Genomic DNA, 19,976 nt, shown 5'->3' on the forward strand with positions numbered 1-19,976 from the left:
TTAATCATAAAAAATTATGAAGAATTTGGATTATCTCTCGATGATACTAATAGTTATGAAAAGATATATCAAGTTTTAAAAGAATACTCTGTGAGTTTGGGAGAAACATCTTTTTTGGAAACGGATTTATAAAATTTGATACGGATGATTAGACATGATGAAAAATATTAAAAAGTATATATCTATGACACTTGTAATCGCATTACTTATGGTATTTATTCCTGATTTAGCTAATGCAAAAACGGAAGATGGAATAGCACGAATAACCAAGATGAATGATGAAGTTATAGAAGGATTTAAAGAAGTAGAGGTAAATGGACATAAAATAATATCTTACCTTAAACTTGATAAGGTAGACGGTCATCATACAGCTAAAATTGAAAACATAGATGATGCAGGTCGAGTAATTATTACAGACTATAAGGTTAATATCGATTATGCGATGCGAGATTTGTTTATAGAGACTTTTACAAATATTGACACTGGTGAAGTTATTCATTATAATACGAACGAATTCACTCCTTCTTGGGTCTGGGCTATTCCAATAGGAATTGCTGTCACTGCAGAAAAATTAGATGCACTTCTATTGGCCGGAACCGCTTTCGCTTATAAGGACACTATTTTTGTTAAAGGGGTAAGAGTTACACGAACATTAGAACAAAAGTCCAAAGAAAATTCCAAAGAAAAAAAACCAAAATATCATTTTCAGGCGATAATAAAAGAAGGATAATTATAGATTGGAAGTGCTTCAAATGGAAAACAAGCAAATAGCAGATTAAGAAACAATTTTTTAGTGGATTCTATACTGAATACTTCCCCACTGTCTGACGTATGGTCTGTTTCGAAAGATAAAGCAAAATCTCTCGCTTTTACAGCAGGTAACTTGAATACACCAGTAGGTCCAGAAGAGCATTCAGAAGACGAATTTGGAAATAAAAAACCAGGAAAATTTTGATATAATTATCATATTCATAATAGAACTGGAGGACATTCCTTTTTTGGTGATCCAGTATAAAAATGATAAGGCGGTTAGATAGATGAAGCGTTCAATAAGATCAGACTTTAAAAAGTTGATACAAGTATTACAATCTGAATTTAAAGCGGTAGAAATGGATCATACCAAGGATGAGTATATATTACGTCGGTATGTATTACTTGAGGATCATGAGGCAGAAAGACATTCAGTTCATAAAGATTATAAATACATGAAGTGTTTCAAAATAGAAGATCCAGTAGTATTAGATGAACTTTTTACCGCAGAAGAGAAAGAAGAAAACGAAAAAGTTAAACATTCTACAGCAAATTATCCTACTAATAAGTATGATACCACTCCTCCTTATATAAAGAATATGCTAAGTAAGGTATCCTACGGAGAAATGCTCGTTATTTTTTTTGGTAGTGATGATGGAGAGCATGTTGATAATATGACTACTCAAGGTGGTAGTAGAATATTACTTTCAAAATTATCTAAAATGAACTCTTAACTGCTTAACGCCCCCTTATGGGGCGTTTTTAGTTGTGAGAAAAAAAGCCACTCTAATATAGCGATACAATCTGAATTTAAAGCATAGAAATGGATCATACGAAGGATGACTATATATTAGATCGGAATATATTACTTGAGGATGATGAGGCAGAAAGACATTCAGTTCATAAAGATTATAAATACATGAAGTGCTTTAAAATAGAAGATCCAGTTGTATTAAATGAACTTTTTTAGCAAAACAGAAAGCAGAAAAGTAAAAAATCAAAAAATCTTACAAATATGATACCACTCCTCCTTATATAAAGGATATGCTAAGAAAGGTATCTTGCGGAGAGATACTCGTTATTTTTTTGGCAGTGGATAGCAGGAAGTAAGAACTGTATGAAGAGGGTTTGAAAGTAAGTTGCAGTTAAATTGCTTCACCGTACCGTGGTAGGTGCGGTTTTTTGTGTTTTTTAAAATTTGAATAAAGAAGAAAGAGACAGTTTGAATTAGAAATAACAATAAAAATAGGTGACAAAAAGCCGTAAAAAATGTGTCTCGTTACTATCATATATGAGAGAAAAATATGAATAGAAATTAAACAAAATGAAAGGAGAGTAATTCATATGTTAGATTTTCAAGTATATGATATTGCCCTATTGCCCGTAATCATAGGATTAGTGAGTATATTGAAAAGTTTAGGATTGCCTGAAAAATACGCGCCGTTGGTGGCTATAGCGTTAGGTGTACCTATAGGATTGTTCTATGTATCTCCAGCAGATATAGGACAGGGCGTTTTAGTAGGTATCACGTTAGGTCTTGCAGCTAGTGGGTTGTATAGCGGAACTAAACATGTAGCCAGAAAGTAAGGGAGGGGGCGTAATGCCCCTTTTTTGGTTTCATTTTGAGTTTTGTAATTTTACAGTTTTAAGTAAAACAATTAAAGAAGTTAAGATTGTTATAGTGCCTGCAATAAAAAAAATAGTTGCGTATTTAGGAATATCCTTTGTAAGTACAGTGTCGTTTATTTCAAAAAATAAAAAAGTAATACCTATTCCATCTCCGTCAACATTGTCTCCAATTGACCACAGTTGAAGTCCTTTGATTAGCATCAAAACTCCTATAAAAAGAATTGAAATTGGAACAATGAAGCGATTTATTGTTTTCATTTGTAGATCCTCCTGCAGGCTGAAACTCTCATGTAATATTTAAATGTAATTTATTTCTGATATATCTTTTATCTGGAATAACAAAAAAGGGCCCTACATGGACGCTCACAGGAAGGTGCTTTCTCACCCGTACATAAATTCTATCAGATATAACTGCTCCTTATTGAGGGTCACCACTTATAACTTCCATTAGATTATTTATTACTTCTTCATCGATTGGATTCTCAGAGAGCTTTTTTACATACTCAGAAATAATATGATTCTCTTTAATATCCCCTTCATTAAATAGAATCAAACTCCTTGAATACGTTAATAAAGACCAAGCATAATTGGCAACAGGATAGTATTCATCGAAATATGAAGTATGTCCAGAAAGAATTGCAGCTTGACTTGAAAACTCCATGACCAAAGCATATGAATAATCGTCAAATGTGTAGTTCTCTATTGTCTTAGATAAATGCTTTAAGTTTCTTTTGAAACTTGAATCTAAAGTTGCTATACCTTTATCGTAGTGATCTATTTTTTTATCATAAAAATACACTGTGAATGTTAAAGATATTAATAAAATTATTATCCCTGCAATGATAACTTTATTCTTAATCATTTATCTACCCCACCTACCATGAATGTAAGCATGTCCTACAATCGGATTCAGGAATATGTTTTCATGACTATATGAAATTAATACTCCCCAAGGAATACTAACAGATGGAGTAATAATAGTTCTACTGGTTAGATGAACATAATTAGACCATGTATCAGCATAATCACGGTGCTTACGTTATGCAATTAGTAAAAAATTACTATATTTTTTATTATTTTAAAATATGTAATCTTGCAAAATAACTTAATGATTATAGCAATAACAAAAATATATGACAATACATTTTATTATATAAATTTTACCAACTCTTATTCACTCTCTATCATCATCGGGATAATAAATGCGCCTAATGATATAGTGCAAGGTGTTTTAGTAGGAATCACGTTAGGTCTTGCAGGAATTGGACTATACTGTGGAACAAAACATGTAGTGAGGAAGTAGAAGGAAGGGGCGTAATGCCCCTTTTTAGTTGTTGTCTTCTTCGTTTTCTAACAATTTGACAATATCATCATGTCCCCATTTTCTAGCAATGTCTAAAGCTGTTTTACCTTCATTCGTTTTTAACGAAATGTCTGCATCTTCATCTAATAAAATTTCAACAATTTCAGTTTCACCACGGAAAGCTGCTTGCATAAGCGCTGTTTGTCCAAATTCACTTTGTATGTTTATATCTGCTTCAGCTTCGATTAATGCATGTAAAACATCAGGATTTCCTTCCCATGCTGCATCCATAAGCGCCGTGAATCCATAGTTATTTTGTATGTTTACGTTTGCGTGTGTATCTAGTAATAGTTTTACAATATCTATATTGTCTGCTGCATACATAAGTGCAGTGCGTCCATCATTATTTGTTAAGTTGACATCCGTACCTGCATCTAATAAAATTTTCACAATATCGGTGGGTCCATATATGATTGCCCGCATAAGCACTGTGAATCCATCGTTATCTACTAAATTAACATCTGCATTTGCGTCAATTAATGTCTGTACCATATCTGTATACCCATATTCTGCTGCTAGTATAAGCGCTGTTCTTCCATTCATATTTACTAATCTTGAATTTGCTTCTTCATTCAATAAAAGATGTACAATATCTTTGTACCCATACCGTGCTGCTTTTAAGTGAGCTGTTTCTTCACTGTGATATGTTAAGTTTACATTTGCTTTTGCATCTAGTAATTGCTTTACAACAGCAGTATGTTCATAAGCCACGGCTAATATGAGCGCTGTGAATCCATTGTTGTATGCTAAGTTTACATCTGCACCTTTATCTAATAAAATCTTTACAATATCAATGTAACCATACTTTGCTGCAACAATTAAAGGGCTAGCGCCGTATCTACTCACCTGATTTATATCCGCTCCAGACTCTATTAGAAACTGCAACGATTCTTTATTATACATAGCAGCTACTGTTAACAATGTTTCCCCTTCTGTAGCTACGTAATTAAGATTATATCCACTTTCCACCAATATCTTTAGTGCTTGCATATCCTCATTTACTATTGCCTTGACCCCTGCATAAAACATTTCATCAGCAGAATCAATAGTTGGATTCGCTTCAAAAAGTAGATTTGCTATCTCTTTATTTCCAGTATAAATGGCTATATCTAATGCCCTTTGTTCGTATGTTGATCTTACATCTAAATTAGCCTCTGCTTTTAACAACATTTTAACTATTTCCACATTCATATTTAAAATTGCCTCAATCAAAGGAGGATTTTCATATGTTAAATGCTCATCCACATCCACTTCATCTGCTATATAGTGCTTTACTAAGCTAGCCATTTCACTTTGGATCGCTCTTACCATCGAGGTATTAGTTAGGATATTTGCTGTATTGGTTTCCGCATTGTACGTTACCTTAGCTCCGAATGCTTCACTAAAAAAGCGAAGTGGAACGTATACGTGTTCATCTTTTAATTGAGGAGCGGTAGCTAATATTACTTCCATATCATCGACATAGGCTTTAGTTTCGTTAATCTGTAATTTCAACACATTTTCATTTAATATTACCGTTACCATTTGTGTTGCATCATCCCATTGATATAATATAAAATCATTCCATTTTAAATCTAAATAACTCCCCTGTAGAGAATTCTTAAATGCATCCATCATATCAAGCAATGGTATTAAAGCTGCGCCATTTTGCAAAATGGCAGGATTTGATAGCTTGATGTTTTGACCGTTCAACTGTACGTTAATTCCTTCCTCTGCAGAAACAATCTGTAATCCTGTAAAGATCGAAAATAAAATGGTTAGACTTAATGTTAATGATCTTAGTTTATTCATCTCTACACCTCTATTATAGCAATTTAATAATAACATTAAAATTTTAATTAAAAGTTTAACTATAGTATCTCATATTATACCGATCATATACAATAGCTTTAATTTAAATCATATGTACACAGAATCTTTAAGCCAGACCGTAAAGTTGTAGTTTGTAAAATATAAATCTATATTTGACTTTTATTTTACTCTATGTTATATTTTTGTTTAATTTTAATTATTCAATTAATAAATTAAACAAAAATATAAATGAGGAAAGGGGGAATTTACATTAGATTTGATTCAGAATTAAAATAAAAAGGAGAAATATAATATGAAATCAAAATTTTTAAAATTCATTCCGATTTTATTATCAGGTATTTTTTTGTTGTCAAGTAGTGTTGTTTTAGCTGAAAGTACCCATTTAAACACTACTACATCATTTGCTCAGAGCACCAATTTTGCAACTACTACTGCTTTTCCTGAAACCACCAATTTCCCTCATGCCGCTTGGATATCTCCTGTTGAATCTGCATTAGGGGGGTTTCATATTCAGGTATTGGTAAAAACTATTTCCCATAAAACAATTTCACTGGATTGTTACACCAGTGACACTATTTATGCTGTTAAATCCAGAATTGAAGCTAAAGAAGGTCTTCATCCAGAATTTCAAAGGTTAATTTATTTTGGAAAAGAAATGGAGAATGGTAGAACATTAGCAGATTATAATGTTCATAACGAAGCAGTTATATATTTAGTGTTAAAGTTGTGACCTGCATGTAAAAGTTATCCTATATAGGGATATGGACGGGGAGGAAGCGCTTTCCATACTGTATGGGGGCGCTTTTTACTGATTTGTGCTTACAACCAAGTAGTTGCTCTTGTTATATAGCAACTACTTTTGTTGAGTATGTATTTTTTAATCCGTTCCTGGATCAGGAATAGGGTGGAGTAGTTGCCCCTTTTCTAGTCTTTTTCGTCTTCTGACAACATTATGACAATTTCATCATGTCCCATTTCTTTAACAATGTCTAAAGCTGTTTTACCTTCATTCGTTTTTAATGAAATGTCTGCATCTGCATCTAATAAAATTTCAACAATTTCAGTTTCACCACGGAAAACTGCTTGCATAAACGCTGTTTGTCCATAATCATCTTGTATGTTTACATCAGTTTCTACATCTAGTAATAACTTAACAATATCTGTATTGGATCGGCTACACTTGCTAGACCGAAAAATTATAGGCAAGTATACTTTTTCCAATGCACTAGCATTTTCTTTTTCCACTATCCCTTTGGATGCAACCGATAGCACTTAGTTAATGGAACACAAAACATTATTTTTTTGTCTTCATGATGCGAACTATGATGTTGACCATAAATAGTACAAATACAATAATGAAGATAACCATTGTGATAGGAAGAAATGCTGTTAACGTATTATAAGATGTCTGCTCTACAATGTATCCCATTTCTAGCAACCTCCTTATTATTGTAAATAATTAATCATTAATTTCATAGATAAAATATACCATAATTATACTAATAATATACGATCTTTAAATAAGAATTAGGTGATGGTAAAATCCAAAATTTCTTTTCCAAACAACGTATGTATGTTAGGCACGTATAGCGTATTATCTAGATCAGTTTCAAAGCTACATTTACACTTAAAACAACGCTCATCATCACCATGACGAGCGTCGTTGTCTTACCTTGATTAAAATCAAAATGATTACTCATTCATCATTATGTATGTTGCAATGCGGCTTTTATTGCATCTGAGCCTTCAGCAATTTCGATGATCTTATTTTTTACTTCTTCCATATCTAAGGCAGCGACTAATACCGCAGCAACGTCATTGCGGGTGATTTTACTCCTTACATTTTCTAAGTTTCGAGCGGCAGTAATATGTCCTGTAGGAGAGTCATCCGTTAACATGACGGGGCGAATGATCGTATAGGTTAAACCACTATCCAGTAAATGTTGATCTGCTACTTGCTTTGCTTTCAAATAGTGCCGCAATGCTTCAGGCCCTTTTTCAGGATGTTCAGTTCCAACGGAGCTTAGCATGATGAAGTGTTTTACCCCTTGGTTTTTAGCATAATCAATCGACTTCATTGCTCCCAGTTGATCCACCGCAGTGGTTTTTTCTGGTCCGGTGTGGCCACCAGAACCTGCTGCAAATATGACGGTGTCCATCCCTTTTAAGGCAGATTCAAAGTCTTTTTCTAAGTCTCCTAAAACAGGGATCGAACCTAAATCTTTCATTTTATCCATCTGTTCTTCTTTACGGACCATACTATATGTGGTGTGTTTTTTTGATGTTCCTAATAGAGTAACCACTTCCGTTCCTGTCGTTCCATTAGCTCCAATCACTAACACTTTCATAACGTGTTCCTCCTTCATCTTTTTTACATCAATTCATTTCTTCACTTATGTTATCCCTGTAAGAATGAAAGAATACGTGTACAAACGCAACAAAAACAGCAAGCAGCAAAACCAATTCATGATATCACTCACTGACATGACTTGTATGCTTCAAGAATAAAAACAAAAAAATATTGTTCAGATGCAAGGTCTTTAACGTGACTAAAAATGATTCCACGCTTGAATAGGTTGATTTTAGCAAATGAAAAAAGCAATAGCAATAAAGAAAGGTGTCAATTGTAATCAGTAAATTTTTAACATACTTTTGAACATATACCTGACTTATTCTGATGATAGTATACACGTGTATACATCGTTCACATATATATTCGACAAATACTTTTCATGGAGGTGAGAGGTAGAAAGGTAAAAACCATACAGCACAAACAAGCAAGCATGTTTATTTTACAATCAAAATTTATATTCTCCCATAACGCAAATAAATAGAAGGTGTGGGAACTATATATTTCTTTACATTATATTTTCTACTTTGGAGTGGAGAGAAGGAGCAATTACAGATGAAAAAAATATTTTTACTTTTATCGATTTTTTCCTTAACTTTAACACTGTACGCTTGTTCTTCTGAAACGGAACAAGAACTTAGTATCGATACAGGTGGACCATTGGATGAAGAAACCAATGATGACTCAGTGGATAGTATGGAGGATGACGCAGAAGATGCAACGACCATGTTCACTGCTATTACGCTAGGCGATGAAATGATGATCGATGGTGAAGGTGCCACCTCAACAGATAACGTAGTAACGATAGAAGACGGAGGAGTGTACCGAATCAGTGGCACATTAGCGGATGGACAGCTTCTTGTTAACACAAGTGAAGAAGTTACATTAGAGTTGGATGGTGTCTTTATTAGTAATAGTTCCGGACCTGCCGTTATGGTTGAAAATGCTTTAGAAGTTACGGTGACTTTGCTCGAAGGCACAACAAATACGTTGATGGATAATGTGAATAATAGCGAAAATGATGCTGTTTTCTATTCCAATGGTACAGTCGTTTTTGATGGAGAAGGAGCTTTAATTGTTGAAGCAATAAATCATGAAGGAATTGCTAGTGACGCTAATATCATTGTGAATAGCGGTTTATTATATGTCACAGCTCCGGATGATGGTATGAATGTTAGTGAAGATATTACCATAAATGGCGGAGAAATCTACATTAATGCTTATGGTGATGGAATTGACTCCAATGGAACGATCCATGTGAATGGAGGGACGATCATTTCTATAGCTACTACGAATGATGAAAATGGTGGCATAGACAGTAATGGAGATGATTTTATCGTTACAGGTGGAACAATTTTTGCTACTGGGGCTAGGATATCTATTCCAACAGCAGATTCCACCCAAGCTGGTATTTATTATGATTTTGAATCTAACCAGTCTGCTGAAAGCACCATCACGATTACTGCTGATGGAACAGAGTTAGCATCCATTATACCAGAGCAAGAATTTCAAGTCGTGTACTTTACTTCCGAAGATATGACCGTCGATGAGGTATATACTATTTCAATGGATGATACGGTAGTCGGTGAGAGTACTGCAGCACTTACATTTGTTGGTGAATCACAGCCAGGTGAACCCCAGTCAAATACAAATGAGGGACAATAAGATGTAATCAAAACTCGATGAACCATGTTCATCGGGTTTTTTATAATCATTATTTTTGAGCAATAAAAAAATCCATATATTGTTTATTGTAAGTTGGAAATGGTATAGATTATACTACATACAGATTACGAACACGAACACAGAAAGTAGTATACATAATGAGAATAAGAACAATAAAATCAAAAGTTTTGATCATAGTAATAACGCTAAGCTTAGCCAGTAATATATTTTATATCACTAATTATTACAACGAAAAAAAAGAAAGACAGCAATTTATTGATCATCATGTAATGAGTTATATGAATCGATATGTGAATAACGTCGATTTTGTTTCATCTTATATTGACATGCTGCTAAAAGAAAATGAAAAAAAAGATGCTGCGCCCGTTTACCTTAATAACAATTTACGACTTCTTTATAGAGAGGTGAATTCATTATCAGAAATTCATTCTATGCTATATACTTTATTATGGGAAAAGTTTGATAGAGATTTTAATCCGCATCTTTTATATTTCTCAGAGTTGTATTTTGATATGGGAGACCTTTATCAACGAGAAAGATTAACGGAAGAAGACATTAAATTTTTTGAAGATGTAATTCAACATGCAGAAATGATGACAAAGGAAATTAATTTTGAAGTTATTCATCATGATGTAGATCACCTTGATGAAAAGTTAGACATTGTTCTGAAAAAATTTGAAGAGATAGAAAGTGAAGAAAATAATGAATGATATAGTTTCAAGCACCTTCAACGAGGTGTTTTTTTGTATGCAAACATGACTTAAGTAAACAAAAAATGTGTGCCCCTATGAAACACAATAAGTTTCTAGTATTATAGGGATAAAGCAACGAGAGTGAGGAGAACAAATGATGGTGAAACTGGAGTGTTTTGAAAAATCTGATTATAACCAACTCATAGATTGGATAGATTCACCTGCGTTTTTACTTCAGTGGGGTGGAATCCAGTTTACATATCCTTTGACTGAAGAGCAATTAGATCAATACATGGAAAAACTGAAAAATGACAAAATAGAAACATTCGTTTATAAAGTAGTGGATCAGTCATCCGGAGAAGGGATAGGACATATTACTTTAGGAAAGATAGACAGAGAAAACAAAACTGCTAGAGTAGGTAAAGTGTTAGTTGGCAGTAAGGACGTAAGAGGTAAAGGGATAGGAGAACAAATGATGACGGAAGTGTTGAAAGTTGCATTTGATGAGCTTCAACTTTATAAAGTAACCCTTGGCGTGTTTGACTTTAACCATGCTGCCATTGCATGTTACGAAAAGGTAGGGTTTAAAAAAGAGGGGTTGCGTGATCATTCTATAAAGTATGGAGATGAAGATTGGAATATATTAGAAATGTTTATGGTAGAGGACGACTGGCACAACAAAGCGTAGCATAAGTGAAACATGCTACGCTAATCCTAACTAATACTATTGCGTTTGGATATTACGTTACAGCTACTACATTAACAGATGTTGCATGACATACTATATATGTTGAATGAACTTATTCAACAACGTATTACCATTAATCATCAGATGGAGAAATCTCTACTTCAATCTAGGATCATACATGAGCTGAATGTGCACACCAAATGGATCTTGTACGATGCCATAAGCTTTACTAAATGTATTTTCAGCTAGTGGTGTAATGATTGTCGTGTTTTTATCACTGGTTACATTACGATAAAAAGACTCTATTTCCGCTAAGTCTGCACTTTGAATGCAAAGTGACATATGATTACCGATTTGATAATGCTCATTAGGTGTCATCGTTTCTTCTGCTATCATGAGCTTTGTTTTTCCAATTTGAAGCACAGAATGAGAAATGAAATTTTTGTTTTGTTCCGTTAATATAATAGAAGCATCGCGTTTGGCCATATCCTCATAGGTGACAAGAAACAAACATTCCGCATGCAAATGCTGCTTATAAAACTGTATTGCCTCCTGTGCTTTCCCGTTCATCGATAAAAAAATAGCTATTTCTAGTGTCAAAGTAAGCCCTCCCCTTTTATTTTGTACCACTTTACTATATCCTTAAAAGGTAGCAAAACATGACACCATTTCTAGAAGGGGGAATGTAGTATGAAAAAATCAGAAAGATTACATGACATGTTGCAATTTTTGAAAGATAAGCAGGATTTCAATCTGAAAGATCTGATGGAACATTACGATATATCTAAAAGCACGGCCATAAGGGATGTGCAGTCGTTAGAGTTGTTAGGGCTGCCTATTTATACGGAACAGGGGAGAAATGGAAAGTACGTTATTTTACAGCATCGCATTTTAGCTCCTATGATGTTTACGGTAGATGAAATGCACGCACTTTATTTTGCGATGCTCACTCTGGAAGGATATAAATCTAAACCATTTCAATATGAAATACATACGTTGGAGGAGAAATTTAAAGCGGCATTACCGCAACACGTGAATGCCAATATACAAAAAATGAAGCGATTCATTCAGCTTGAAATAACAAATCAGAGTAACTTTAATCCGTATTTAAAAGAAGTGATACAAGGTATCATAGAAGAAAAAATGTACGTGATATTGTATGACAAGCAGAAGAAGAGCATACAAATAAAAGGCCAATTCATTCAAATGAAAGCTAAGTTTGGCCAGTGGTATAGTGATATTTACAATATGGATTCACATCAAATACAGCATTTGCGTTGTGATAAAATTATAGCTTTAGAAGAAGTGAATGATCAGTCTGCAATGGACATGGAGTACTTATTATCATTACTCCCAAATCATCATAAACAACATCATGCCACTTCTTACACTGTCGTGGTGACAGAGAAAGGAAAAGATTTATTTGATAAAGAACACTATCCATCTATGTCGATACAACAAACAGAAGAACTTTATACGATATCTGGCTACTACAATGCAGATGAGCAGAACTTTATCGCTGAATATTTTTTACGCTATGGCAAGTCTATTCAATCTATTTATCCTTCTGCGCTAAAAGATATCATCCTTCATAAGTTGGATGACTTCATCCGTCACTTTCGTGAGAACGTGTAGATTTACAAAAATATAATCCTACCTGATGCGGCAGGATTAAGGATTATGTTGATTATCATATAACCACTGTGCATACTCTAATGGTCTTTTCAGTGCTAACGTGTACGTTGTTTTATCTCCTATTTTAGCAAAGATCTCTCTTCCTGGTTTTGGATTTATTTCTAGCAGCCACACATTTCCGTTTTCATCTACTGCGATATCTATCGCAAGTTCACAATTAGATCCAAATCTTTCTTCTACACTTTCAACACAAGCGTGAGCAATGTCTTCCATCTGTTCTTTAACATCTTTTCGCTTCGTTTCAGAAGTAATCCATTTAGATAGTAAACTTTCGTATGGGGAAGCCGTTCCTCCTCCATGCAGGTTAGAAGTTACACTTCCAACAGGTCCTATTCGACCCGCACATCCCGTTACCTCCCATTTTCCAGCACCATTTTTTTGTATCAGTAATCGATAATCGTGGACTCTTCCGTTGTCTAATTTGGTGTCTATGCTTTGTTGTAAAATGTATTTATTGCGATTGGAATAAATTTCAAGTAGCTCTAATAGTCTTAATGTGGAGAGTCGCTTGGTAGGAATGATTTTTCGTTGATGGTTGCGACCTTCTATGATAAAGGTGTTAGGACTGTCTTTTTTAATGCATAGAATTCCTCTTCCTCCCGTGCCATTAACAGGTTTGAAGAAGAGGATAGGGTGAGCAGCAATCATATTTAAAAAATCTTTTTTTTTCGTATATAGGATGGTGTGGGGGAGATGTTTTTTTAGCTTGTTAGAAGAAGCAAATAGTTCGTGTATTTTCCATTTATGCGCCATTGGCTTGTTTAGAAAGATGACGTTACGGTATTTTTTTCGAAACCAGCTTGTTCTTTTGAATTGTGGTGTAGATTTAAAACGAGAACGATCAAACACAATCGGTGGGATGTTTATTTTTACTCTTCTCCACCGTTCACTTCGTATGTCGTATACATGCCCATTGACTTTATTGTGTGCACCTAAGACATCCAATGGTGAAAAAGCAACCACGTTAATATTCATTCTCTTTCCTACAATACTTAATTTACGCAAATAATTTTTATCGTCGAGTGTTTTTTTATTATAAAGTGTCATCACTCCAAGTGTAAGATTTTTCAATTCTGATTCATCTCCCTTAGGTTATAAAATGTTGTTGTTTTGGGGTGTGGTTTTTTGCGAAAGGTAAACACTATATTGAATAATTCGTTCCAACGATACTTTTCGGATGTGCCGTTCGTCAAATTTCATCGGTTTAGAATTTGCTTCAAAAAACCATACTTTACCGTTTATATCCAATCCTAAATCTAGTGACATCTCGCCAAGGGAATGCTTGCTGCATTTCTCAATTTGCTTTGTAATGACTAAGGCTACTCGCTTTGATCGAGATATAATTTTTTCAGCTCTTTTTTTAGTGTAGAAGGAGGAAATCAGTTTTGAAGGATCACCGATAGATCCCCCTCTTGGTACGTGTGTTGTAATGCTAGAGGAGCCAGCAATACGTGCCCCCATACCTGTAATTTCCCATTCACCTAAAATGTTTTTTTGTGCGAGCAAGCGTAAATCGAAGGGTCTATTATTGTTGGTCAATAGATCGATACCTTGTTGAATAATATATTTTTCATTTTCGCTAATGGACAGTACTTTTTCTTTTAATTTTTTAGATGTGATGTATTGGAAACATTGACTAGAGGCATTGGCTTGCACTGTGAGTTTATATCGTTTAGGGGGCTTTTGTTTGTTTATTTTCATGATTCCAGCCCCCGCTTTGCCACTCGCAGGTTTTAAATAAATAGATTTGTGTCTCGACAACCATCTTCTTAAGTTCGTTTTTTCGGTGAGTCGCTTCGTTTCTGGAATAAACCTTTTTGTAATGTTGGATTTCAACAACCATTTGCGAAGTGTCCATTTATTAAAAAAGTAAGGGTTGAAAAATTGTATGGGAGCATGCTGCATGATTGCTTTTATTTTTGCTTTTACTTTCGGATTCATCTCATCTTCGCGTAAAGGGATACGGTTATATAAAACGAGTGGAAGCGGGATGTTTTTTTCAACCCATTTGTTTGTTTCTCGGTTATACCCATACGCCTGAATGAACTCTTCTTCTAATTTCACATGCTCCAACGGTACAACATACACTTCATAATTTAATTTTTCACCTACTAAGACGATGTCTTTAAAATTATGGTGATTGCCACGAAATTTTCTCTGTTTATCTTCCATCGTTAAAATGCCCAGTAATGGTCTACTTCCAGCGGTTCTAGCAAAGGGATCTGTCATTAGTCTATCCCCCCACTTGACGTAAACCCACTTAGAAAGTGGCAATAGTCAATGAGATTATGAATGACAGTTGAACCTTGTTTTTTTAACTGCGGATGTTTGAAAATGGTTCTCCCAGGTTTTGCATTCGCTTCAAACATCCATACTTTGTGATTTTTATCTATACCAATATCGAATCCAATCTCACCTAAAAAATATGAATAATTTCGATCAATTGCTTCCGCGATTTTAATCGTGGTTTCTTTCGCTTTGTCCATGAAGTTGTTTGTATCTTTAATTGCAGTTGTATTTGCAAGCACATTTTGCGGTGTTAATAGTTCACCGCCTGAGTTCAGATGTGTGGTGACACTGCCTTTCCCTGCTCTCTTGGCCCCTATGCCACCGACAACCCAATCTCCATCTTTATTTTTTGTTAAATGAAAGCGAAAGTCGATAGGCGATTTCTTAATTTCTAGTAGTTCAATCCCTTGCTGGGCTAAATAGTTTTTGTATCCTCCTCTTCTGTTGATTAAGCTAACCATGCGATTAAATTTACTGAAGCGGTATAAGACATTGACATTTTTCTTGCGGAATTGTAAATAGTACATGTTTTTTATTTTACTGATGCGATAAATTCCAATCCCAAAGCAGCCTTTTGTTGGTTTCAAGTATACGGTTTTATGTCTATTTAATAATTCCTTGATTTCGTTCGAAGTGGGCTTGATGATGGTTTCAGGTAGATAGGATTGTACGGTCGATTCTTCTTCTAACATACGATAAACATCCCATTTATCGAGAAAGTCCCAGTTGAAGATAGGAATATTTTTATATAAGAATTTTTTCTTAATTTCTTTAATGGATGCGTGATTTTCTAGCTTCCTGCTCAGTATACGATTATAAATAACATCGGGAAAAGGCATGGATCGTTGATACGCCCTTTTGTTTGAATTGAGGGTATATCCTCTTATCGTGTTATTGTTCCAGTTAATATCTTTTGCATGAAAAAGATAGCATATCCCGTTACTATTCCCTGATGAAAGGATATTGTATAAATATTTCGAAGAGCCACTGGATAGTGGTTTTCTTTCTTTTGTTATAACACCAATGATAGGGCCTACTTTTAATTCTTTTGACGTATTTAATATGGTGATTTTTTTTAAGTTCGGTAAATTGATCGTCTGTCTCATTTTCGAAGGGAAATAAATGTGCTTCCCTGTTTTTTTCACTCTTCTTATTAGCATGGTGACACTTTTTTTTCCGATTTCGATTCTTTTCTTTTTATTGTTTTCTAAGTTGAGTTCTTTCATTAATTTAGGTGTCATATACGTAATAAGACTATCACTCTTTGTGTAGTGTATGATACATGTTGATAAGTTCATAGAAGAATTAACCTCCTAGTTGACTTTCGACTAGATAACGAATATAGCGAACAGGGTTCCCCATTGCATGGTTATAAATGAGAGGAAAGGCTTTGAATGCATTTCTTCCTGGTTTAGAATTGACTTCCAATAACCATAAATTTCCATTTTTATCTAGACCTGTGTCTATTCCAAATTCAATCTGATGACCGAAGTGACGTTCAAGCGGTTTGGGGATTGCCAGAGCGAGCTGGTGAATTTGCTTCAACAAGTGCTGTGCTTCTTTTTTTGAATATAGGGATTGTAAAAAAGGCATAGGTGCAATGGATGCTGCCCCTCCATGAAGGTTGGATGTAATACTCCCTGTGTATCCTCTGCGTACAGTGATACCAGTGACATCCCACTTTCCGTTCTTATTTTTCTGCACTAACGCACGAATATCGTATGCTCTGTTTTGTGCATCTTTCAATGATAGAAACGGCTGAATAATATATTTCTCATTTCCGATCCATGGTGTGAGCCACTCACACAATGAGGCGTTGGTGTGAAAAGTGTGGGATGCAGCACGATTGTCTTCATCCCTACACTGTACATCGTATACTTCCTCGTCACGTTTCGTAATGGCTATCGTTTGTTTCCCATGACTACCCATGTGGGGTTTCATAAATGCATGGTCATGTTGCTCTAACCAATCTAGTATCATGGGGATATTCTCGACATGCTTTGTTTCAGGTAAATAAGGTTGAAAGCACTTGTATTTATTTAGTAATTGATACATGTGCCATTTAGAGCAAACACTTCGATTTAATATCAGTACGGGTTTGATATTGCATAGCTCTGTTATAAAGCGCTGCTGCGCTTCTTTTTTTTTCATGCTATGGGTGAAGCAGCGATCGAATATAAAGTCTGGAGTAGGAAAAGTAGATTTCACCCAATTGTTTTCTTTTTGTGAATACGTATATCCTACAACGGTATGATGTTGAATGCTTTGCACGGAGAATACGTATACAATAAGACGTAATTTCTTGCCTAATAAACAAAGATAACGAAGGAAAACATTGTGTTGAAAACTTTGAGGATCACTGGAACTGATGGTGATTCCTACATGTTTTTCCATAGTCTACACCTATTCTTCGAATAAATAGTGAACATACTCAATCATTTTCTTTACAGACGGTCTAATTTTATTTTTATGAAAAGGGATGTTTCGTTTTTTAGAAGGTTTTGTGTTGACTTCTATTAACCAAACATTTCCTTTTTTATCAATACCTAAATCAATACCGAACTCTGCAAAATGATCTTCTGTCTGATCGTCGATACTCTGCGCAATGAGTATCGCGGCTCTTTTTATTTTAGTCTGGGTAGCTCTAATGTGTGCATTTGGAAGGTTGGATTGCGTTAATGATTTTTTGAATGGGATCATTTGCCCGCCTCTAGCTAAGTTAGAGACAATTTGTCCGCGAGGGGAAATACGCGCTACGATGGAAGCAATACACCATTCTCCCTTGCCGTCTTTTTGTGCTTGCACTCGATAGTCTAGTGCATTATTTTGAATGTGAGTCAATGTGATGCCTTGCTGAATTTGAAAGGAAGTAGATCGGATCTTTTTTGCAATGAAGGCATGTAAGGAGGAGAGTGTTTTATATTTCTTTTTCATGACCTTAGACGGTTGTGTTTCTTCCATGGTGTAAGAACCATTCTGTAGTTTCTGAATTCGAATGATGCCTTTCCCCATACTTCCATAGACAGGTTTTACAAATACAGTGGTATATTTGCCACACATGTACTGTAATGTAGAAAGTTTTTTGTATTGCATTGTTTCCGGGATAAACTTTCTAATTTCTTCATTTTCCAATAACATGGCAGTAGATTTGCTTTTATTCATAAATTTTTCGTTGAATATAAAGCCATCTGGGTAAGATTTTACTTCTTTAAAAAAATGTTGTACGCTTAATCTACTTTCTTGTTTTCGTGATCCAATGCGGTTATATATTAATTTGGGTGTAATAAACTTTTGTTTTTTCCATGTATTTGTATATCTCCATCCAGTCATACAGGTTTCATCACGTTTATAAATATCTGTAGGGGTAATAAAGTATACAATGCCACCTTGCTGCTGCATTTGTGTTGCTATTTCTTTGCAGAAGGAACTTAAGTTGCCTTCATCCCTTACTTCTGGATTGTTTAGGTTGATGGTCAGTGTGACAGCAAGTAACGGTCCAATGTGTAACGATTCGGTGGATGGCTGATAATATATTTTGACATGTGCACCGTCGTATAGACCGATGCTGTTGGCTAGGGTATGGCTGATGCCGACTGTATTTTCATTGGGACTTTTTACGATACTCAATTCCTTATTCCAGGAAGCGATATGCAGTTGAACAAAGGTTGGCACTTGGTCGTTGAATATAGCGGGATGCACCATAATCTCGTTTTCAGATAAATGTTTTTTTGTATGCAATGTATAGATTTTTTTGGACACAAGGATGACTCCTTCCGGCGTTGGTAAGTGGTTATAACATTATATGAGGCAAATACACCTTCGTGATTATTTGATGCAAATTGATGAGGAGGATTACAGATGCTGTGGGTTGGCATATTTATTTTGGTAGGGGCGTTAATCGGTGCTTTCACTAATTTTTTAGCAATAAAAATGTTGTTTCACCCTCGCACAGAAAAAAGAATTTTTAATAAGAAAGTCCCACTGACTCCTGGGCTAATACCTAAAAGACAAGAGGAAATAGCCGTTTCTTTAGGTGATATTGTAGGCGAGTATTTGGTGACTTCCGCAGGGATAAAAAATGTGGTGAATGGCGTTCATTTTAAAGAGCAAGTGCATGATGAAATCATTAAAAAAGTGGAGGATTGGTCAGACAAAGATATGACGATAGAAGATGTGCTGATCGATTTATTTGGTGATGATTCACTTGCTGATGCGTTGCAAAGTATGGAATCGCTGGCACTGGGCATGGTGGAAAATGGCGTGAACACCGTATGGGATCGCTATGAGATGAAGGAGAGAACCGTTGCCTCTATTTTACCTTCTTCCTTCGCAGTGAAAAAAGAAGAGTGGATAGAAAGTGTGGTGGATCATATTACCGACGCACTGCAAGAAGCACTGCAATCCGAACAAGGGACACGTATGCTTTCTCATGTAAGTAATCAATTACTGGATAAGGCTGGTGGGTTTTGGGGATCACTGGCTTCTGTATTCGTCGATGAACAAAAAATGATGTCGAAAATAAAACCAGCATTAATAGAACAGCTTAATTCTAACATAGTAAAGAATTTATTACATACACTTTTAGAAGAACAATGGCATAGGCTGGAAGAGAAAAAAATAACAGATATCATGGAAATGTTGAGTGATCAAGAGAGTAAGCAGTGGTTGCTTTCAACATGCAAACAATTTGTACAACAGCGAGAGTGGAAAGAGAAGGTGCTGCAATACAGATGGAAACATATCATCACATCCCATTATACGGTAATGGAGAACGTAGTGCAGCGTATTGTCGGTATGACGTTTACCTTATTCCAACATAACGTAGATAAAATGTTAAAACTAATTAACCTTCCTCAAATGGTCGCAAATGAAGTGAGATCATTTCCAATTGAGCAACTGGAGTCCATGATTGTTCGTATTGCGCGCAAAGAGCTGCGAGCGATTACTTTTCTTGGTGCAGTTTTAGGAGGCATTATCGGCTTATTCCAGTCTGTTATTTATTTTGTAACATAAGAATGGAGA

22 protein-coding genes are annotated in these 19,976 nt (G+C 35.1%); 10 read left to right on the forward strand and 12 right to left on the reverse strand.

Annotation, left to right across the window (positions count from 1 at the left end; translation table 11 throughout):
* Nucleotides 1-154 precede the first annotated feature (154 nt).
* The 4 genes from D1Z92_RS05540 to D1Z92_RS05550 all read left to right on the forward strand — a co-directional run bounded on the left by D1Z92_RS05540 (nt 155) and on the right by D1Z92_RS05550 (nt 2,337).
* A complete protein-coding gene (locus D1Z92_RS05540) occupies nt 155-730 on the forward strand; it encodes a hypothetical protein (RefSeq protein WP_128894665.1) in 576 nt (191 codons plus the stop codon).
* A 63-nt stretch (nt 731-793) separates the two neighbouring features.
* A complete protein-coding gene (locus D1Z92_RS17240) occupies nt 794-955 on the forward strand; it encodes a hypothetical protein (protein WP_164931467.1) in 162 nt (53 codons plus the stop codon).
* An 82-nt stretch (nt 956-1,037) separates the two neighbouring features.
* Nucleotides 1,038-1,484, forward strand: a complete 447-nt coding sequence (locus D1Z92_RS05545) for a hypothetical protein (protein WP_128894666.1) — start codon at nt 1,038-1,040, stop codon at nt 1,482-1,484.
* Between the two features lie 610 nt (nt 1,485-2,094).
* Nucleotides 2,095-2,337, forward strand: a complete 243-nt coding sequence (locus D1Z92_RS05550; RefSeq protein ID WP_128894667.1) for a hypothetical protein — start codon at nt 2,095-2,097, stop codon at nt 2,335-2,337.
* A gap of 30 nt (nt 2,338-2,367) precedes the next feature.
* Here D1Z92_RS05550 and D1Z92_RS05555 read toward each other — a convergent pair whose 3' ends face one another.
* The 3 genes from D1Z92_RS05555 to D1Z92_RS05565 all read right to left on the reverse strand — a co-directional run bounded on the left by D1Z92_RS05555 (nt 2,368) and on the right by D1Z92_RS05565 (nt 5,533).
* Nucleotides 2,368-2,637 (reverse strand): hypothetical protein, encoded by a 270-nt coding sequence (locus D1Z92_RS05555; RefSeq protein WP_128894668.1) that lies wholly within the window; start codon nt 2,635-2,637, stop codon nt 2,368-2,370.
* A gap of 160 nt (nt 2,638-2,797) precedes the next feature.
* A complete protein-coding gene (locus D1Z92_RS05560; protein WP_128894669.1) occupies nt 2,798-3,241 on the reverse strand; it encodes a hypothetical protein in 444 nt (147 codons plus the stop codon).
* Between the two features lie 465 nt (nt 3,242-3,706).
* Nucleotides 3,707-5,533 (reverse strand): ankyrin repeat domain-containing protein, encoded by a 1,827-nt coding sequence (locus tag D1Z92_RS05565; RefSeq protein ID WP_164931468.1) that lies wholly within the window; start codon nt 5,531-5,533, stop codon nt 3,707-3,709.
* A 313-nt stretch (nt 5,534-5,846) separates the two neighbouring features.
* On the opposite strand from D1Z92_RS05565, the gene D1Z92_RS05570 reads away from it, so the two are divergent.
* The gene (locus tag D1Z92_RS05570; RefSeq protein ID WP_128894671.1) at nt 5,847-6,284 is read left to right on the forward strand and encodes a ubiquitin-like protein; all 438 of its coding nucleotides are present in this window, start codon (nt 5,847-5,849) and stop codon (nt 6,282-6,284) included.
* A 194-nt stretch (nt 6,285-6,478) separates the two neighbouring features.
* On the opposite strand, the gene D1Z92_RS05575 is transcribed toward D1Z92_RS05570, so the two are convergent.
* From D1Z92_RS05575 to D1Z92_RS05580, 3 genes are all read right to left on the reverse strand, one after another.
* Entirely contained in the window at nt 6,479-6,799 is a 321-nt protein-coding gene (locus tag D1Z92_RS05575; protein WP_164931469.1) for an ankyrin repeat domain-containing protein, read from the reverse strand.
* A gap of 49 nt (nt 6,800-6,848) precedes the next feature.
* Complete coding sequence (locus tag D1Z92_RS17695) at nt 6,849-6,983, reverse strand: hypothetical protein (RefSeq protein ID WP_276318863.1); 135 nt, start codon at nt 6,981-6,983, stop codon at nt 6,849-6,851.
* Nucleotides 6,984-7,260: 277 nt separating this feature from the next.
* Entirely contained in the window at nt 7,261-7,902 is a 642-nt protein-coding gene (locus D1Z92_RS05580) for an SDR family oxidoreductase (RefSeq protein ID WP_128894673.1), read from the reverse strand.
* A gap of 557 nt (nt 7,903-8,459) precedes the next feature.
* On the opposite strand from D1Z92_RS05580, the gene D1Z92_RS05585 reads away from it, so the two are divergent.
* From D1Z92_RS05585 to D1Z92_RS05595, 3 genes are all read left to right on the forward strand, one after another.
* Entirely contained in the window at nt 8,460-9,569 is a 1,110-nt protein-coding gene (locus D1Z92_RS05585; RefSeq protein WP_128894674.1) for a carbohydrate-binding domain-containing protein, read from the forward strand.
* Nucleotides 9,570-9,727: 158 nt separating this feature from the next.
* Complete coding sequence (locus tag D1Z92_RS05590; protein ID WP_128894675.1) at nt 9,728-10,300, forward strand: hypothetical protein; 573 nt, start codon at nt 9,728-9,730, stop codon at nt 10,298-10,300.
* A gap of 139 nt (nt 10,301-10,439) precedes the next feature.
* Nucleotides 10,440-10,970 carry a GNAT family N-acetyltransferase gene (locus D1Z92_RS05595; RefSeq protein ID WP_128894676.1) on the forward strand — a complete coding sequence of 177 codons (531 nt, stop codon included), beginning with the start codon at nt 10,440-10,442 and terminating at the stop codon, nt 10,968-10,970.
* 156 nt (nt 10,971-11,126) lie between these two features.
* Here D1Z92_RS05595 and D1Z92_RS05600 read toward each other — a convergent pair whose 3' ends face one another.
* Nucleotides 11,127-11,570, reverse strand: coding sequence for a VOC family protein (locus D1Z92_RS05600; protein WP_128894677.1), 444 nt, complete (start codon nt 11,568-11,570; stop codon nt 11,127-11,129).
* A gap of 90 nt (nt 11,571-11,660) precedes the next feature.
* Here D1Z92_RS05600 and D1Z92_RS05605 point away from each other — a divergent pair, with 90 nt between their 5' ends.
* Complete coding sequence (locus D1Z92_RS05605) at nt 11,661-12,605, forward strand: helix-turn-helix transcriptional regulator (protein WP_128894678.1); 945 nt, start codon at nt 11,661-11,663, stop codon at nt 12,603-12,605.
* Nucleotides 12,606-12,641: 36 nt separating this feature from the next.
* Here D1Z92_RS05605 and D1Z92_RS05610 read toward each other — a convergent pair whose 3' ends face one another.
* The 5 genes from D1Z92_RS05610 to D1Z92_RS05630 are packed head-to-tail and all read right to left on the reverse strand — an operon-like array spanning nt 12,642 to nt 18,713.
* Nucleotides 12,642-13,736 carry a YheC/YheD family endospore coat-associated protein gene (locus tag D1Z92_RS05610; protein WP_128894679.1) on the reverse strand — a complete coding sequence of 365 codons (1,095 nt, stop codon included), beginning with the start codon at nt 13,734-13,736 and terminating at the stop codon, nt 12,642-12,644.
* Nucleotides 13,737-13,757: 21 nt separating this feature from the next.
* On the reverse strand, nt 13,758-14,894 hold the full coding sequence (locus tag D1Z92_RS05615; protein ID WP_128894680.1) for a YheC/YheD family endospore coat-associated protein: 1,137 nt from the start codon (nt 14,892-14,894) through the stop codon (nt 13,758-13,760).
* Entirely contained in the window at nt 14,894-16,252 is a 1,359-nt protein-coding gene (locus tag D1Z92_RS05620; protein WP_128894681.1) for a YheC/YheD family endospore coat-associated protein, read from the reverse strand. Before D1Z92_RS05620 ends, D1Z92_RS05615 begins: the two co-directional genes overlap by 1 nt.
* Nucleotides 16,253-16,259: 7 nt before the next feature.
* On the reverse strand, nt 16,260-17,348 hold the full coding sequence (locus D1Z92_RS05625) for a YheC/YheD family endospore coat-associated protein (RefSeq protein ID WP_128894682.1): 1,089 nt from the start codon (nt 17,346-17,348) through the stop codon (nt 16,260-16,262).
* A 9-nt stretch (nt 17,349-17,357) separates the two neighbouring features.
* Entirely contained in the window at nt 17,358-18,713 is a 1,356-nt protein-coding gene (locus D1Z92_RS05630) for a YheC/YheD family endospore coat-associated protein (RefSeq protein WP_128894683.1), read from the reverse strand.
* A 99-nt stretch (nt 18,714-18,812) separates the two neighbouring features.
* Between D1Z92_RS05630 and D1Z92_RS05635 the strand changes: the two genes are divergently transcribed.
* Nucleotides 18,813-19,967 (forward strand): DUF445 family protein, encoded by a 1,155-nt coding sequence (locus D1Z92_RS05635; protein ID WP_128894684.1) that lies wholly within the window; start codon nt 18,813-18,815, stop codon nt 19,965-19,967.
* Nucleotides 19,968-19,976: the final 9 nt, after the last annotated feature.

It is taken from the genome of Longirhabdus pacifica (assembly GCF_004115085.1).
GTDB classification, from domain to species: Bacteria; Bacillota; Bacilli; order Paenibacillales; family DSM-105158; genus Longirhabdus; species Longirhabdus pacifica.

What these genes read in the sequence shown, in the direction of transcription:
- D1Z92_RS05540 (WP_128894665.1), top strand. Translation starts at nt 155, where the DNA reads ATGATGAAAAATATTAAAAAGTATATATCTATGACACTTGTAATCGCA.
- D1Z92_RS05605 (WP_128894678.1), top strand. Translation starts at nt 11,661, where the DNA reads ATGAAAAAATCAGAAAGATTACATGACATGTTGCAATTTTTGAAAGAT.
- D1Z92_RS05570 (WP_128894671.1), top strand. Translation starts at nt 5,847, where the DNA reads ATGAAATCAAAATTTTTAAAATTCATTCCGATTTTATTATCAGGTATT.
- D1Z92_RS05545 (WP_128894666.1), top strand. Translation starts at nt 1,038, where the DNA reads ATGAAGCGTTCAATAAGATCAGACTTTAAAAAGTTGATACAAGTATTA.
- D1Z92_RS05585 (WP_128894674.1), top strand. Translation starts at nt 8,460, where the DNA reads ATGAAAAAAATATTTTTACTTTTATCGATTTTTTCCTTAACTTTAACA.
- D1Z92_RS05620 (WP_128894681.1), bottom strand. Translation starts at nt 16,252, where the DNA reads ATGAACTTATCAACATGTATCATACACTACACAAAGAGTGATAGTCTT.
- D1Z92_RS05560 (WP_128894669.1), bottom strand. Translation starts at nt 3,241, where the DNA reads ATGATTAAGAATAAAGTTATCATTGCAGGGATAATAATTTTATTAATA.
- D1Z92_RS05565 (WP_164931468.1), bottom strand. Translation starts at nt 5,533, where the DNA reads ATGAATAAACTAAGATCATTAACATTAAGTCTAACCATTTTATTTTCG.
- D1Z92_RS05555 (WP_128894668.1), bottom strand. Translation starts at nt 2,637, where the DNA reads ATGAAAACAATAAATCGCTTCATTGTTCCAATTTCAATTCTTTTTATA.
- D1Z92_RS05615 (WP_128894680.1), bottom strand. Translation starts at nt 14,894, where the DNA reads ATGACAGATCCCTTTGCTAGAACCGCTGGAAGTAGACCATTACTGGGC.
- D1Z92_RS05635 (WP_128894684.1), top strand. Translation starts at nt 18,813, where the DNA reads ATGCTGTGGGTTGGCATATTTATTTTGGTAGGGGCGTTAATCGGTGCT.
- D1Z92_RS05550 (WP_128894667.1), top strand. Translation starts at nt 2,095, where the DNA reads ATGTTAGATTTTCAAGTATATGATATTGCCCTATTGCCCGTAATCATA.
- D1Z92_RS17695 (WP_276318863.1), bottom strand. Translation starts at nt 6,983, where the DNA reads ATGGGATACATTGTAGAGCAGACATCTTATAATACGTTAACAGCATTT.
- D1Z92_RS05625 (WP_128894682.1), bottom strand. Translation starts at nt 17,348, where the DNA reads ATGGAAAAACATGTAGGAATCACCATCAGTTCCAGTGATCCTCAAAGT.
- D1Z92_RS05590 (WP_128894675.1), top strand. Translation starts at nt 9,728, where the DNA reads ATGAGAATAAGAACAATAAAATCAAAAGTTTTGATCATAGTAATAACG.
- D1Z92_RS05580 (WP_128894673.1), bottom strand. Translation starts at nt 7,902, where the DNA reads ATGAAAGTGTTAGTGATTGGAGCTAATGGAACGACAGGAACGGAAGTG.
- D1Z92_RS05595 (WP_128894676.1), top strand. Translation starts at nt 10,440, where the DNA reads ATGGTGAAACTGGAGTGTTTTGAAAAATCTGATTATAACCAACTCATA.